Below are 17,356 nucleotides of genomic sequence, written 5' to 3'. Positions count from 1 at the left end.
CCGGATCCAGCCGCGCTGCGCGATCCGGCGCACTGGATCGATCTGGCGACGCGCGCGGGTGTTACCATCTGGAATTCCGTGCCGGCGCTGATGTCCCTCGCTGTGGAATATGGGATTGACCGGGACAGCGGCCTGCCGCCGTCACTCCGCCTCGTCCTGTTGAGCGGCGATTGGATTCCGACGAGCTTGCCGGACGAGATTCGCCGCACGGTGCCATGTGCACGCGTTGTTAGCCTTGGCGGAGCGACGGAGGCTTCTATCTGGTCGATCCATTACCCGATCGGCGATGTCGATCCGTCGTGGCAGAGCATTCCCTACGGTTGGCCGATGACCAACCAGCGTTGCCACGTCCTGGATAAGGCGCTCGAGCCGCGGCCGGTTTGGGTGGCGGGCGATCTTTACATCGGCGGAATAGGATTGGCGCAAGGCTATTGGCGCGACGAGGAACGCACCGCCGCAGCGTTCATTACCCACCCCAAGACCGGCGAGCGGCTTTATCGCACCGGTGACGTGGCGCGTTACCTGCCCGATGGCAGCTTAGAGTTTCTCGGTCGCGATGACTTCCGCGTCAAGATTCGCGGCTATCGCATCGAGCTTGGAGAAATCGAATCCGTGCTCACCAGGCATCCCTCCGTGCGAGCGGCGGTGGTAGTTGCACGCGACGGCAATAGTTCCAAAGTCCTCATGGCCTATGTCATCCCCAGGCAAGGCGTATCCGTCGACGGCCGTGAACTACGCGCCTTCCTCGCCGAAAAACTCCCGGACTATATGGTGCCCGCTACCGTGATGGCCATGGAGGCGCTGCCGCTTACCGCGAACGGAAAGGTCGATGTCAAGGCGCTGCCTTGGCCGGCCACTTCAACGGTCAAGGATTCGACGATACCGCTGGCCGAGACGGCGACGGCGATTGACCGAATGAGAACGTTGGTGGCGAACCTGCTCGACCGGGTGGAAATCGAGCCTGATACCAATCTTCTCGAGCTTGGGATCAACTCGATCGATGTCGTCCGCATCGCCAACTTGCTCGAGCGCGAGCTCGGATTCCGCCTGAAGTTTGAAGATTTCTACCGTGCCCCGACGGTGAGGGGGCTCGCTGCGTTGCACACACGCCGGGTCTTCGGCAAGAAGTCCGTTCGGGAAATACAGCCGACGGCCGCGAGGTTCCAGGGCGAAGGCATTCCGGCACTCGAGATGCTGATCGATCCGGTACTACGTAATGAGCTCAAGCAGCGCCGGGTCTGGCTGCGCCGCGACAGTGGCACACTCTCCGTCGGTCTCCCGGCTGGCGGCCCGACCGAAGCCTCGCGGGTGATAGCCGCCGAGCGGCAATTGCAACGGCACTTCGCTGGTACGCGGGTCGGGCTAACGGCGCTGGGCGAGCTGCTCGGTTCCCTGTGTCACGTTGCGGCCAGCGACCACACGATGTCGGTTTATCCCTCGTTTGGAGATTGCTTTCCAATCCAGGTTTATCTGCATGTGAAGCCGGGCCGGGTGGATGGGCTCGATTGCGGCACCTACTATCATGATCCGCTCGATCACCGCCTCAACCTGCTCTCGAGCGACGCCAACATCTCCCGGAGCGCGCACGCTCCTTTCGTCTATCAGCCCGTATTTGATGAGGCGGCATTCTCCATTTTCCTGATCGCCCAGCTTGACGCCGTCGGTCCGATCTACGGCGAGCACGCGTACCGTCTGTGCATGCTCGAAGCCGGGCATATGAGCCAGGTGTTGATGCAAACAGCCGCCGCCTGCGGCATCGGGCTGTGCCCAGTCGGCGTCATGGATTTCGAGCCGATTCGGCGCTACTTCGTGCTCGGCGAGAACCAGGTACTCATCCATTCGTTTCTCGGTGGTTCGCTCGTCGACGAGCCGTCCGACCGCCGTGCGCCATATCACTCGGACGTGGCGAACTGGGAGGTGGGAGAGCTATGAGCGCGATCGAGCTGATGGCCCGGCTCCGCGCACTTGGCGCCGAGCTCTGGATAGAAGGCGCTCAGTTGCGGTACATGGCGCCGAGGGGTGTTCTGACGCCGTCGCTGCGTGCAGAGATAGCCTTGGTCAGAGCGGAGCTGGTCGAATTGCTGCGTGGCAGCGCGGCCGCTCCCGGCCTGCCGCTCCATCCGGTTCCCCGATCCGGAGAGATGCCGCTGTCGTTCGCCCAGCAGCGCCTGTGGTTCGTGCAGCAACTCGATCCGGATAGTCCTTTCTACAATGTACCAGCCGGATTTCGGATCGAAGGCAAACTGAATCTGCCGGCACTGGAGCAAGCCTTCAACGAAATCGTGCGGCGCCACGAGGCGTTACGCACGGTATTTCCCAGCGTCAACGGGAAGCCCGTTCAGGTTATCCGGCCGATATTGCGCATCCCGCTACCGGTAACCGATCTTTCTCACCTGGCAAGTGGCGCGCAAGCTGAAGGGCTTTCCGAGTTTTGCCGCGCGAGTGTCCGGCGACCGTTCGATCTCGTTGAAGGTCCGCTGTTGCGTTGCGAGCTGGTCCGGTTCGGAGCCGAATCGCATGCTCTGATCTTGACCATGCATCATCTCGTCGCCGACGCCTGGTCGATGAGGATTCTTGGTCGGGAACTGGCAAAGCTTTACGAAGCTCAGGCTCTGGGAGTACCTCATGGGATGCCCGACCTGGCTATCCAGTACGCTGATTTTGCGTATTGGCAGCGTCGTTGGGTGCAGAGCGACGAGTTGAAGGCTCAACTCGCCTACTGGGTGCACCAACTCGGCGGAGCTCCGCCGTCGCTCAATTTGCCGACTGATCGGCCGCGGCCTGCCAAGCAGACCTTCCGGGGAGAGATCGAGACCGCCGCTTTCCCGCAGGAACTCACACGAGCCCTTGACGCGCTGAGCCGCCATGAGGGCGTCACCCTGTTCATGACTCTTCTCGCCGGTCTTGCGTTACTGCTTCATCGCTACACCGGTCAGTACGACATTGTCGTCGCAACGCCGGTGTCGAATCGCAGCCGGACGGAGCTGGAGGGATTGATCGGAACCTTCATGAACACGCTCGCACTCCGCATCGACTTCTCCGGAAATCCGACGTTTCGCGAGATCCTCGGTCGCGTTCGCAAGGTCGCTGTCGAAGGCTACGACAACCAAGACATTCCGTTCGACCGGGTGGTCGAGGAACTCAGGCCCGAGCGGAGCCTGAGCCACGCGCCCCTGTTCCAGGTGTTGTTCCTGCTTGAAGGCGGATTGTCGTCGTTCTTGCAACTGCCGGATTTGCGCATGACGCCGGTGGACACGACGCTGGGGACCGCAAGGTTCGACCTGCTCCTTTTCATGGATACAACCGCTGCCGGACTGGCCGCGACACTCGAATATGCGACCGATATATTCGATCGATCCACCATTCGCCGGATGCTGGGGCATTTCCGCACGTTGCTGGAGTGCGCCGCCGCGAGTCCCGATCAGCTGGCGTCGGATCTTGCGCTCGTGGACTTGTCGGAACGTCAAACGATCTTGTCCGGGCGGGACGATTTCAGCGTCGGTCTTCCTCTGGAACGTACCATTCACCAGGCCTTCGAATCCCAGGCGGCGCGTTCGCCCGACGCCGATGCGGTAGTGCATGATGGCCGGCGGCTAACCTACCGCGAGCTCGATTTGCGTGCCGACCGGCTTGCCGGGCGGCTGCGGACGCTCGGCGTCGCGCACGACGCGATCGTGGGGCTTTGCGTGGAGCGCTCCGTCGAAATGATCATTGGCTTGCTCGGCATCCTCAAAGCCGGCGGCGCCTATCTGCCCTTGGACCCGACCTATCCACAGGATCGTCTGGCGTTCATTCTGAAAGACGCCTCACCGCTAGTCATCGTCACCACCGCTCGTTCAGCTGGCGCACTGCCCGAGCATGGCATCGCAATCCAGTTGATCGACGCGATGGAGAGCCTGCCCGATGTCATGAGCGACCGATCATGGAACGATGGCGTCTCATCCGACAACCTTGCCTATGTGATCTATACCTCCGGGTCCACTGGAGCGCCGCACGGGGTGATGGTTCCCCACGGCGCCGTAATGAATTTGTCGGCGGCGCTGACGGAAGTCTACCCGGATGACGGCGGCGCTCCGCTCGCCGTCGGCGTGAACGGTTCCTTCGCCTTCGATACGTCGGTCAAGCAGATCGTTCAGCTGTTGCGGGGGCACACCCTCCATATCATTCCCGACCCAGTTCGGCTCGATCCGAGGGCTCTGATCGCGTTTCTGCGCACCAGCCGGATCGATGTGCTCGATTGCACGCCTTCCCAGTGCGAGCTCCTTCTGGGCGCGGGATTGACGAGCGAACCAGGGCCTATGCCGGCGCGCATCCTGGTCGGGGGAGACAGTATCGGCGAGTCGGCGTGGAAGGCGATGCGTCAGGCTGGCCGGACAGGCTTCTACAATGTTTACGGCCCGACCGAATGCACCGTCGATGCTACGGCATGCCCGATTGGCGATGGCCCGCAGACACCGTCGATCGGTCGCCCTATCGCAAATGTGAGGGTCTATGTGCTGGACCGGCGCGTCGATCCAGTTCCGACCGGCATGCCGGGAGAAATCTACATCGGCGGAGCCGGTGTGTCACGGGGCTACCTTGGTCAGCCAGGTCTGACGGCCGAGAGGTTCCTTCCCGATCCGTTCGCGGACACGCCGGGCGCGAGGATGTACCGTAGCGGAGATCTCGGGCGACGTTCATCGGACGGCAACCTCGTTTTTCTCGGTCGCAACGACCGCATGGTCAAGCTCCGGGGAGTCCGCATCGAACTCGGCGAAGTCGAGGCGATCCTTGGCCAGCACCCCGATGTAAGGGAGGTTGCCGCGCAGCTTCGCGACGGCGAGGCAGGCGAGCAGCACCTTGTCGCCTATGTGGTGCCGTCGCCGCAGCGCTCGCGCACGATCGCCGGCCATTCGCGCCGGTTGCTGAAAAATAACATGGCCGTCCTTGAGCTGAACAGGAACGAGACGTCATTTCTCTATACCGACATTTTCGAAAACCACGCCTATTTGAAGCACGGCATCACCATCGCGGACGGCGCATGCGTCTTCGATGTCGGGGCGAATATCGGCCTGTTCTCGCTGTTCGCCCACCATGAAGCCGATGGCGTGCGCGTCTTCGCGTTCGAACCGAACCTGGTGGCGTTCGACCTTCTGCGCAGCAACCTCGCGCTCTATGGTGTGGACGCGGCATTGTTCAACTGCGGCTTAGCCGCAACGGATCAGATGGCCGAATTCTCTTGTTACGAGAAATTCTCGATTTTGTCCGGCTTCTATGCCCAGGCCGAGGACGAAAAAGCGCTGGTACGCTCCTATATTCGCCGGCAGCTGCGCGGCGGCGAAACCGTGCCCATGGCGGACAGCGCCGAAGAGCGGCTGGATGAGCCGCTCGAGAAGCTACTCGACGACCGTCTGCAGGAAAGCAAGTTTCCGGTCAGGCTGCGTACGCTGTCGGATATCTTGCTCGAGCATCGCATCGAGCGGGTCGATTTGCTCAAGATCAATGTCGAGAAGAGCGAGCTCGACGTCATCAACGGCATTCACGAAGAGGATTGGATCAAGATCCGGCAAGTAGTGCTCGAACTGCACGATCTCGACGGCCGGCTGGAGTACGTCACGAGCATGCTGGAATGCCGCGGCTACCACGTGACGAGTGAGCGCGATTGGTCGCTCGACGAGACCACAAACGTCTATTACGTGTACGGCGTTCGCGGTAATCCCCGTCTTTTCCGCAGTCGGTCGCCCGATCGGCCGACCGCGGCCTTGCGAGCGCCGTTTCTCGCTTCCACGGAGTTGCGCCGCTTCGCCGAGGCTAGGCTGCCGAAGCACACGATTCCTTCGGTATTTGCATTCCTCGACAAGATGCCCCTCACAGCGCATGGCAAGACGGACCATGCCAGGCTGCCCTCACTGGAGCGGATCACATCGGAGCAGCGGGCCCTCGAGGATGAAGTCGCGTATGTGGCTCCCCAGACCGAGATGGAACGTTCGATTGCATCGATTTGGCAGGACGTGCTGCGGATCGGCAAGGTCGGTCTGCACGAGAATTTCTTCGACCTTGGTGGTCACTCGCTCTTGTTGGTGCAGGTTCACGAGCGCATTCGTCAACTGAATGCGTGCGAGGTGTCGATACTCGAGCTGTTCGAATATCCAACCGTAAGCTTGCTGGCCGGACGGATCGCGGCGGGCCATGCCGAGCCGCTGAGTGCAGAAGAGCTGGCGCGCCGGCACCAGGAGTCCTGGCACCGCAGTACGCAGTTGCTGTTTTGGTGGTGGCCGAGCTTCAGCGGGGCGCCGGCGCGACTGGTGGACCCCGCCGAGCGACGCTGGCTGTCGGATGCTTCATCCTCTCGGCATCGATCCGGGAGCGCGCGCCCATCCGAAGGCTCAGCTCACATCGCCGTCATCGGTATGGCCGGACGTTTTCCCGGCGCTCCGGACATTCAGACCTTCTGGGAAAATCTCAAGCTCGGAAAAGAAGCGATTTCGATCTTCTCGGATGAGGAACTGGCGGCCTCGGGGGTCGATCCCGCGGCGTTCAGGCGCTCCGACTATGTGAGGGCGCGTGCGGTGCTGGACGATGTCGAGATGTTCGACGCCGGACTGTTTGGCATCAATCCGAGAGAAGCTGAGATTCTCGATCCGCAACATCGGCTGTTTCTGGAATGCGCGTGGGAAGGCCTCGAAACTGCCGGATACGATGCCGCACAGTTTCCGGGCGAGATCGGGGTGTTCGCCGGGTCGAGCATGAGCACCTATTTGCTGTTCAACCTGTTCCCCAATCTCGACTTGATCGACTCGGTTGGGTTGCATCAGACGGCGATCGCCAACGACAAGGACCACCTCGCCACGCTGGTCTCCTATAAGCTCGGCCTCAAGGGACCTAGTGTAGCGGTGCAGACAGCGTGCTCAACTTCGCTGGTAGCAGTTCAATTGGCTTGTCAAAGTCTGTTGGCGCACCAGTGCAACCTGGCGCTGGCCGGCGGCGTTTCGGTCAGTGTGCCGCGGCGGGTCGGGTACCGCTATCAGGAAGGCGGCATCTTTTCTCCAGACGGCCGTTGTCGGGCATTCGACGCCAGTGCTCGGGGAACTGTTGGCGGCGAGGGCGTCGGGGTTGTTGTATTGAAGCGTTTGTCGGATGCGATATTGGCCGGGGACCACATTCATGGGGTGATTCTGGGTTCTGCGGTCAACAATGACGGCAACCTGAAGGTAGGGTACACGGCACCGAGCGTTCAGGGACAAGCGGAAGTGGTAGAGCGGGCGCTGTCTTCTTCCGGCGTTGATGCGGACACTATCGGCTATGTTGAGGCTCACGGCACCGGGACTCGGCTGGGAGATCCGATCGAGATTGCGGCGCTGACGGAGGCATTTCGTCGGACCACGGACAAGACGGGCTTTTGCGCGATCGGGTCGGTGAAGACGAATATCGGGCATCTTGACGCGGCGGCGGGGGTCGCGGGGCTGATCAAGGCGGTGCTGGCGGTTGAGCATGGCGTGATTCCGCCGAGCCTGCATTTTGAGACGCCCAATCCGGCGATCGATTTTGCCGGCAGTCCGTTCCATGTGAACCAGAAACTTCGCGAATGGCCTGCGGCGGCGGGTCATCGTCGGCGCGCCGGAGTGAGTTCGTTCGGGATTGGGGGGACGAACGCGCATGTGGTGGTAGAGGCGGCGGCTGCGGCGGCGGCGTCGGGCCCGTCGCGACCGTGGCAGTTGCTGGTGCTGTCGGCCGCCACAGAGCCGGCGCTGGAGGCTGCGACGGCGCGGCTCGGCGGGCACCTTCGGGACAGGGCGGATCAGAATCTGGCGGACGTCGCGTTCACGCTCCAGCAGGGCCGTCGGGTATTTGGTCATCGCCGCGTGGCGGTATGCAGCGATCGGGCGGACGCGATAGCGGTGCTTTCGGGGTCTGCGCCGGACCGTCTGCTGACGGCGTTTGAAGAGGGGCACGACCGTCCGGTGGGGTTCCTGTTTCCCGGTCAGGGGACGCAGCATGTGCGGATGGGATTTGAGCTTTACGGCAGCGAGGCGGTGTTCCGGAGCGAGGTTGACCGGTGCGCGGAGGCGCTGGTGGGAGAGCTTGGGCTTGACCTGCGCGAGGTGCTGTTCCCAGCGCCCGGCAAGGAGGCCGCGGCGGCGTGGCAACTGCAGCAGACGCAGCTGACGCAACCTGCGCTGTTCGTGATTTGCTATGCGCTGGCGCGGCTTTGGATGGGATGGGGGGTACGGCCTTCGGCGATGCTCGGGCATAGCCTTGGAGAGTATGTGGCGGCGTGTCTTGCGGAAGTGTTCTCGCTCGAGGATGCGCTGCGGCTGGTGGTGGGACGTGCGCGTCTGATGCAGGGGGTGGCGGGAGGTGCGATGCTGGCGGTGTCGCTTTCGGCCGCAGAAGTCGAGCGGGAACTGACGGCTGGTCTTTCGGTCTCGGCGGAGAACGGGCCCGGGCTTTGCGTTGTGGGAGGGCCGGAGGACGCAGTTGAGGGTTTGGCGGCGCGGCTTGCCGTGGCCGGCGTGGTCTGTCACCGGCTCGCGACGTCGCATGCATTCCACTCGGCGATGATGGACCCGATCTGCGGGGCGTTTGCCGAACTGGTTGAGACGGTTGAGCGTTCGCCGCCGCGGCTTCCCTATGTGTCGAATGTGACGGGCGGGTGGATAACGAGCGCGGAAGTGACGAGCACGGATTACTGGGTAGAGCAACTGCGGCGTCCGGTCCGGTTTGGCGCCGGGCTGGCAACGTTGACCACGCGGCCCGAACTAGTGCTGCTGGAGGTCGGGCCGGGGCGAACGTTGTCGGGGCTGGCCCGGCAGCAACCGTCGCGGCGGGTGGTCTCGTCGCTGCCGAAGTCCGGGGCCGGGGGATCGGACGGGGCTTCGATCCTGGAGGCGTTGGGCCGTCTGTGGCAATGGGGCGTCGCGGTGGACTGGTCCGGCTTTGCCGCAGCGGAACATCGCGGCCGCGTCGCGCTGCCGACCTATCCGTTCGAGCGGCAGCGCTACTGGATCGAACCTCTCACCGCCGCCGCCGCCAGGCCCGCCGTACAGGCGCTGTCCAAGGGGGCGGTGCCGGGCAGCGCCAACAGTTCCACGGCGCCGGCCGCGTCCCACCGGCGGCCGGACATCGCCACGGCCTATGTGTCTCTTGATAGCGACGTCGAGCACAAGGTCGCCGCGATTTGGCAGCAGTTGCTCGGCATCGATAAAATCGGCCGATATGATGATTTCTTCGAACTCGGGGGGCACTCACTGCTCGCTGCTCAACTCATCGCCCGCGTCCGCGATGTGTGCGCCGCCGAAGTGCCGCTTGCGTACTTCTTCGAGCATCCGACCGTGGCCGGCCTTGCCGATGCCATCGGGGAGGTTCGACATAATGGGAACGGCGGCGGCCTGGACAACGCCATTCGTCGGATTGATCTCTCGCCACAGGTGAACATCGATTACCTCTCCGATGCCGAGGTCGACGCCATGCTCAGCGAACTCAGAGCTCCTGAAGGCAGGATCCCATGAGTGACGGAGAAGCGGATTATCATGGTACGGCGCCGCCCGACAGGCGAGCGCGTCTCGCTGCGCTGCTGCGGGAGAAGGCGCTGCAACGCCGCAGCTTCCGGCTTTCATCAGCTCAGCAGCGGCTCTGGTTCGTCGATCAGATGGTGCCGGGCAACGTCGCCTACAATGTCCCGCTGGCGCTGCGGCTGTCAGGGCCTCTCGACGTGGATGCCTTGGCGCGCAGCTTCGATGAGACGGTGCGTCGCCACGAAACCTTGCGAACGACTTTCGAAATAGTCGGCACAGTTCCGCACCAGGTGGTCGCCCCGCATCGGACATTCGAGTTGCAGCACGTCAATCTCGAAGCGGCGCCCGCGACGTTGCGCGAGGAGGAGATGCGAAGGGTCTTGATCCGGGAAGCCTACCGGCCTTTCGATCTCGTCCGCGGCCCGCCGATGCGCGTCGTCTTGATCCGGCTGTCTTCGGACGAGCACGTGCTGCTCATTACCTTGCACCACATCATCTGCGATGGCTGGTCGCTCGGCGTGTTGCTGCGCGAGATTCGGGTGCTGTATGCGGCATTCCATGGCGGCTTGCCCTCGCCGCTGCCCGAGTTGCCGGTCCAATACATCGATTTCGTGGACTGGCAGCAGAAATCATCGAGGCAAGAAATCGAAGCGACCCATCTCACCTACTGGCGGCGGACGCTCGCCGGTCTGCCGATGGTCAGCATTCCCTCCGATCGGCCGCGGCCGACGGTGCAGACGTTCCGGGGCGGGTCAGCATCGGTATCGATCGATCGCGAACTCACCGCCCGGCTCACACTGCTGTGCCGGCGTGAGGGCGTTACATCCTTCGTCATGCTGCTCGCCGCTTTCAACGCGCTGCTGTTTCGCTACGCCGGGCATGAAGACATCGTTATCGGCTGTCCGGTGGCCAACCGCAGCCGAACCGAAATCGAAGGTCTCATTGGCTGTTTCGTCAATACCTTGGTGATGCGTACGCGGCTCACCGGCGCGCATTCGTTTCGCCGGCTACTCGCCAACGTCCGTGATGCGGCAATCGAGGCGTACGGTCATCAGGACGTGGCCTTCGAGAAACTGGTGGAGGTCCTTCAACCGACTCGCAGCTTGTCGATATCGCCGCTGTTCCAGGTGATGTTTGTCCAGACCGCGCCGACGCCTTCGTTCGAGTTTGAGCACCTGACCGTGAGCCCGGTGGAAATTGAGGTTGCCGCCGCCAAACACGATCTCACGCTCTACACGTGGGAAGGGCAAGACCAGATTCGGCTGGTTGCGGAGTACAATGCCGATCTGTTCGACGAACTCACGATGACGCGGATGCTCGGGCATCTGCGCAGGCTGTTGGCGGGCATCGTCATCGATCCGGATTGCAGCATCTGCAATCTGCCGATGCTGGGTTCGGAGGAACGCCGGCAGCTTCTTGTCGCCTGGAACGACACTGCACGACCTGCAACTGCGGTCGAGACGATTCATCGCATGTTCGCGGCACAGGCAAGTCGAACGCCTGACGCTGTGGCGCTCATCGCCGGGGACCGGTCGCTATCCTATCGCGAACTCGATCGGCGTGCCGATCGCCTTGCCGACCATCTCCGGGCCTCCGGCGTGGGCGATGAGGGGCTCGTCGGCGTCTGCATGGATCGCTCTGTCGAGCGCGTGATCGCCTTGCTCGGCGTCCTCAAGGCTGGAGCTGCCTACGTGCCGCTCGATCCGACACATCCGACCGACCGCCTCGCCGTGCTGCTTGGCCGCATTGGGATGCCCATGGTGCTGACCTGCCGGCGTTTCGCGCACCGATTACCGAACTCGGACACGCGGGTCACATGCCTCGATTCTGACTGGGACGAAATCGAGCGTGCGGCGTTCCGCTGTGTCCCGACCGCCGAACCGGCGGGGGACAGCCTCGCCTATGTCATCTTCACTTCCGGATCGACCAACGAGCCCAAGGGGATTCTAGGCACGCACCGCGGCGTACTCAACCGGCTTGAATGGATGTGGGAGACCTATCCATATGCCGCCGCGGAGGTCTGCTGCCATTCGGTCGCTCCCGTCTTTGTCGACTCGGTGAGCGAGGTATTTGGGCCGCTGCTGAAAGGAATCGCCGCGGTTGTCATCCCCGATGACGTCGTGAAGGATCCTTCGCGGCTGGTTCCGACCTTGGCGGTTCACCGCATTTCGCGGATCGTGCTGGTGCCGTCGTTGCTTCGGATCGTCCTCGATACTTGCGCCGAGCTTCAAGCGCGGCTTCCGGACCTGAACCTGTGGATCGCAAGCGGTGAGGTGCTGTCCATAGCGCTGGTCGAGCGTTTCCGCACGGTTGTAGGCCACGCAAAGCTGTTGAATCTGTATGGGTCGTCGGAGGTCGCTGCCGACGTGACCTGGTGCGAGGTGGCTGGACCGGCTAATGGCCTATCGACTGTACCGATTGGCCGACCGATAAGAAATACGCGAGTCTATTTGTTGGGCGGCGATCTACAGCCGGTGCCGCTCGGGGCTGTTGGCCGCATCCATATCGGGGGCGACGGGCTCGCGAGAGGTTATCACGACCAACCCGCACTGACGGCGGCAAAGTTCGTGCCGGATCCGTTCAGCTCGGTGCCGGGCGCACGGCTCTACGACACCGGCGACCTCGGCCGCTACCAGGCCGACGGGAACATCGCGTTCATTGGCCGCAGCGATCATCAGATCAAGATAAGGGGCTTCCGGATCGAGCTTGAAGAAATCGAAGCCGTGCTTCTTGGCCATCCCGAAGTGGCCGAAGCCGTCGTGTTGCTGCGCAAGGCGGGCGCGGAAGACCGTATCGCGGCATTTGTGCTCCTGCGCCTGGGGAGCGCGATAACCACTGCGGACCTGCGCAACTTCCTTCGCGCGAAGTTGCCCGAATACATGATCCCGGCGTCGTTGACGTTGCGCGTCGCCTTTCCGGTGACCTCGACCGGCAAGGTCGATCGGGCGGCGCTTGCGGTATCCGGAGAAACGGCAGAACCGGCCGCGGACGCCGATGCAGGCCCAGACCGCCCTGTCGAACAGACGCTGCTCGACATTTGGCGGCGGATACTCGGTCGCGATCGGATCGGCCTGCGGGAAAACTTCTTCGATCTGGGGGGCCACTCACTGGCGATGATCGACGTTCGCGCGGAGATGCGCCGGACGCTCGGCAAGGAAGTCACGCTTGTCGAACTGTTCCAATATCCGACCATCGAGGCTCTGGCCGTGCATTTGAGCGCCGATTCTCCGGCAGACGCCGAGGCCACACACCGGCAGGAACAGGACAGCACCGATGCTGACGCGCGCCCTTCTAGTGCAGTCGTAGCGAAGGTGCAAACGGGAGGCGGAATCGCGATCATAGGGATGAGCGGTCGGTTTCCTGGTGCGCGCGACATCAATGAGTTGTGGCGGAACCTGTGTGCGGGGACGGATTCATTCATCCCGTTCACCGACGAAGACATGCTGGCGACCGGCGTGAACGAAGCCCTGTTGTCGGACCCACGCTATGTGAAGCGCGGTACGTTCCTCGACGATGTCGATATGCTCGACGCCGCATTCTTTGGCATCCATCCCAAAGAGGCGGAGCTGATGGATCCCCAGCACCGGTTGCTGTTGGAATGTGCCTGGGAGGCCCTGGAGCGCGCTGGATATGACGGCCCGAATTGCCGAGGTAGGGTCGGCGTGTACTGCGGGACCACGATGAGCACCTACCTCTTGTCGGAGTTGCGCGGGCATTTCGATCTTGGTGACCCGGCCGGCATATTTCAGATTGCCGTCGGCAACGATAGTAGCTTCCTGAGCTCGAGAATTTCCTACAAGCTTGGTCTGAAAGGGCCGAGTCTCGGCATCCAGACTGCCTGCTCGACTTCGTTGGTGGCGGTACATGTGGCGTGCCGCGCTTTGATTGGCGGCGAGTGCGATACGGCACTGGCCGGCGGTGTCACGGTGCGGGTCCCGCAAAAGACCGGGTATCTCCATCAGGACGGCAGTATCGGATCGCCCGACGGCATCTGTCGGGCATTCGACGCCGCGGCCGACGGCACCGTGTTTTCCAACGGCGTCGGGGTTGTTGTATTGAAGCGTTTGTCGGATGCGATATTGGCCGGGGACCACATTCATGGGGTGATTCTGGGTTCTGCGGTCAACAATGACGGCAACCTGAAGGTAGGGTACACGGCACCGAGCGTTCAGGGACAAGCGGAAGTGGTAGAGCGGGCGCTGTCTTCTTCCGGCGTTGATGCGGACACTATCGGCTATGTTGAGGCTCACGGCACCGGGACTCGGCTGGGAGATCCGATCGAGATTGCGGCGCTGACGGAGGCATTTCGTCGGACCACGGACAAGACGGGCTTTTGCGCGATCGGGTCGGTGAAGACGAATATCGGGCATCTTGACGCGGCGGCGGGGGTCGCGGGGCTGATCAAGGCGGTGCTGGCGGTTGAGCATGGCGTGATTCCGCCGAGCCTGCATTTTGAGACGCCCAATCCGGCGATCGATTTTGCCGGCAGTCCGTTCCATGTGAACCAGAAACTTCGCGAATGGCCTGCGGCGGCGGGTCATCGTCGGCGCGCCGGAGTGAGTTCGTTCGGGATTGGGGGGACGAACGCGCATGTGGTGGTAGAGGCGGCGGCTGCGGCGGCGGCGTCGGGCCCGTCGCGACCGTGGCAGTTGCTGGTGCTGTCGGCCGCCACAGAGCCGGCGCTGGAGGCTGCGACGGCGCGGCTCGGCGGGCACCTTCGGGACAGGGCGGATCAGAATCTGGCGGACGTCGCGTTCACGCTCCAGCAGGGCCGTCGGGTATTTGGTCATCGCCGCGTGGCGGTATGCAGCGATCGGGCGGACGCGATAGCGGTGCTTTCGGGGTCTGCGCCGGACCGTCTGCTGACGGCGTTTGAAGAGGGTCACGACCGTCCGGTGGGGTTCCTGTTTCCCGGTCAGGGGACGCAGCATGTGCGGATGGGATTTGAGCTTTACGGCAGCGAGGCGGTGTTCCGGAGCGAGGTTGACCGGTGCGCGGAGGCGCTGGTGGGAGAGCTTGGGCTTGACCTGCGCGAGGTGCTGTTCCCAGCGCCCGGCAAGGAGGCCGCGGCGGCGTGGCAACTGCAGCAGACGCAGCTGACGCAACCTGCGCTGTTCGTGATTTGCTATGCGCTGGCGCGGCTTTGGATGGGATGGGGGGTACGGCCTTCGGCGATGCTCGGGCATAGCCTTGGAGAGTATGTGGCGGCGTGTCTTGCGGAAGTGTTCTCGCTCGAGGATGCGCTGCGGCTGGTGGTGGGACGTGCGCGTCTGATGCAGGGGGTGGCGGGAGGTGCGATGCTGGCGGTGTCGCTTTCGGCCGCAGAAGTCGAGCGGGAACTGACGGCTGGTCTTTCGGTCTCGGCGGAGAACGGGCCCGGGCTTTGCGTTGTGGGAGGGCCGGAGGACGCAGTTGAGGGTTTGGCGGCGCGGCTTGCCGTGGCCGGCGTGGTCTGTCACCGGCTCGCGACGTCGCATGCATTCCACTCGGCGATGATGGACCCGATCTGCGGGGCGTTTGCCGAACTGGTTGAGACGGTTGAGCGTTCGCCGCCGCGGCTTCCCTATGTGTCGAATGTGACGGGCGGGTGGATAACGAGCGCGGAAGTGACGAGCACGGATTACTGGGTAGAGCAACTGCGGCGTCCGGTCCGGTTTGGCGCCGGGCTGGCAACGTTGACCACGCGGCCCGAACTAGTGCTGCTGGAGGTCGGGCCGGGGCGAACGTTGTCGGGGCTGGCCCGGCAGCAACCGTCGCGGCGGGTGGTCTCGTCGCTGCCGAAGTCCGGGGCCGGGGGATCGGACGGGGCTTCGATCCTGGAGGCGTTGGGCCGTCTGTGGCAATGGGGCGTCGCGGTGGACTGGTCCGGCTTTGCCGCAGCGGAACATCGCGGCCGCGTCGCGCTGCCGACCTATCCGTTCGAGCGGCAGCGCTACTGGATCGAACCTCTCACCGCCGCCGCCGCCAGGCCCGCCGTACAGGCGAACTCGCTTGACGACTGGATCTCGGTGCCGGTGTGGCAGGCGTCAACCGCTTCGGCGCCCGCCGCGCTTGCTCCGGGCGGACGCTGGCTCTTGCTGATGGATGAGCACGGGCTCGGCGTCGCATTGGCGACGCGACTGCGGATGGCGAGCCAGCAAGTTACCACCGTCACGATGGGACCGGCCTCGGTGCGGCTGGACCAGGAGACCTATGCGCTCGATCCCGGTGCAGGCCCGGACTATGCGTGGCTGCTCGACGAGCTTTCCGCCGACGATCGCGGACCTCAGCACATTGTCCACATGTGGTCGATCACCGCTGGCGCGAATGGGGAATTCGAAGCCGCCTTTGATCTCGCTCAGCAACGTGGTTTCTTCAGTCTCCTCAATCTTGCGAAGGCGATCGACGCTCACGCGTCGGCCGAACCGGTGCTGATCGCTGCTGTTTCGAATGGGCTGCACAGCATCGCCGGCGAAGCGCCGCTGGCCCCGCAGAAGGCGTCCATGCTCGGCGCTTTGCGGGTCATACCCCAGGAATATCCCACGATGCGCTGCCGCAGCATCGACGTCATCATGCCGCCCGGCGAGGACGACCTCTTGCGCACAGCACGAATGGACAGCCTTGTTCAGTCGATCGTTCGGGAACTTGCCAGGGCGTCTTCCGATCCTGTCGTGGCGTGCCGGGATGGCGATCGATGGGTGCGGACGTTCGCAGCCCGGCGTCTCGTCGACCCGAAAGCGGTAGGGCGGCTTCGCGAGGACGGCGTGTACCTTTTCGTCGGGGACCCAGACGCCAAGTTTGCCGTGCTCGCGGCGCTGATTGCCGCGGCGCCTCGCGCCAAATTGGTGGTCCTCACCAGGGCCGCGGCGCCCGATCTCGGGATGCAGGACAGACGCACCGCGGTCACGGACGGGGATCGAGCCGCCGCAGGCCAACTCCGGCGCGCGCCGCACCTCGACCCTTCTGGTGGTGGTGAGATTTACGTAATGACCGCCGATGTGGAGAGCGTAGAGCAGACCAGACGCGCCTTGCTCGTTGTCGGGGCGAGATTTGGCGGGCTGGACGGCGTCATATACGGCGCTCAGGCGATCCGTGGAGAATCGTTCCAGATGATCGGCGATATCAGTGTGGCCGAATGCCAGCGACAGTTTTGTCATGCGCGCGGCCTACTTTTGCTCGAGCGAGCGCTGGACGGCAGGAAGCTCGATTTCTGCCTCGTCGAGTCGTCTCTTTCCACAGTGCTCGGAGGGTTCGGTCTGGCCGCACATGCGGCAGCCTATGCGATGATCGATGCCATATCGGACAGGCACAACCGCTCCAGTCCGACGCCATGGATCTGCATCGATTGGGACGTCTTTTCCGCTGATTTGACGCAAGAGCGGACGTTGCTATCGACGCGGTTGCCGCCGCCGATCACACCCGACGAGGCAGCGCAAATCTATCGGCGAGCCTTGTCGGCCGACGCCATGACATGGATTGTCGTATCGAAAGCGGACCTCGGTTCTCGCATCAAGCAGGAGGAGCGTGAACGGCTGTCGCCAACGGACGCCGCAAGCGGTCTGCGGCAGCGTCACGCCCGCCCGGCCCTATCCACACCATATGTCGCTCCGCGCGATGAAATCGAGCAGCAGCTCGCTGCGCTCTGGCAGGAAATCCTCGGCATCGAGCGGATCGGAATTCATGACGACTTTTTCGAAATCGGCGGCCACTCATTGCTGGCCACTCAGTTGGTTTCCTGGGTCAGGAAGCGTTTTCCGGTGGAGTTGCCATTGCGCGATTTGTTCGAGAGACCGACCATCGCCGCGACGGCCCGGACTATCGACGAGTTGCTCATGGCGAAGCTGGAGGGTTTGAGCGAGGAGCAGGCTCGACAAATGGTCTAG

At 63.3% G+C, this 17,356-nt stretch carries 3 protein-coding genes (1 of these 3 running past the window's edge); all 3 read left to right on the top strand.

Annotated features, from left to right (window positions below):
• Tightly spaced (each overlapping or abutting the next), the 3 genes in view from EI171_RS00285 to EI171_RS00275 form a layout consistent with a single transcriptional unit that may run on beyond the window.
• On the top strand, positions 1-1,932 hold the 3' portion of the coding sequence (locus EI171_RS00285; RefSeq protein ID WP_161532263.1) for a non-ribosomal peptide synthetase. The gene continues 5,361 nt to the left of window position 1, outside the view; only the last 1,932 of its 7,293 coding nucleotides appear in the window; the start codon falls outside the window, past its left edge; its stop codon occupies positions 1,930-1,932.
• Positions 1,929-9,488 (top strand): non-ribosomal peptide synthetase/type I polyketide synthase, encoded by a 7,560-nt coding sequence (locus EI171_RS00280; RefSeq protein ID WP_161532262.1) that lies wholly within the window; start codon positions 1,929-1,931, stop codon positions 9,486-9,488. Before EI171_RS00285 ends, EI171_RS00280 begins: the two co-directional genes overlap by 4 nt.
• Positions 9,485-17,356, top strand: coding sequence for a non-ribosomal peptide synthetase/type I polyketide synthase (locus tag EI171_RS00275; protein WP_161532261.1), 7,872 nt, complete (start codon positions 9,485-9,487; stop codon positions 17,354-17,356). The genes EI171_RS00280 and EI171_RS00275 overlap by 4 nt, the downstream gene beginning before the upstream one ends.

The organism is Bradyrhizobium sp. LCT2 (assembly GCF_009931255.1).
Taxonomy (GTDB): Bacteria; Pseudomonadota; Alphaproteobacteria; order Rhizobiales; family Xanthobacteraceae; genus Bradyrhizobium; species Bradyrhizobium diazoefficiens.
Note: the sequence above shows the minus strand (reverse complement) of the source record. Positions and strands in the feature narration are given on the sequence as shown.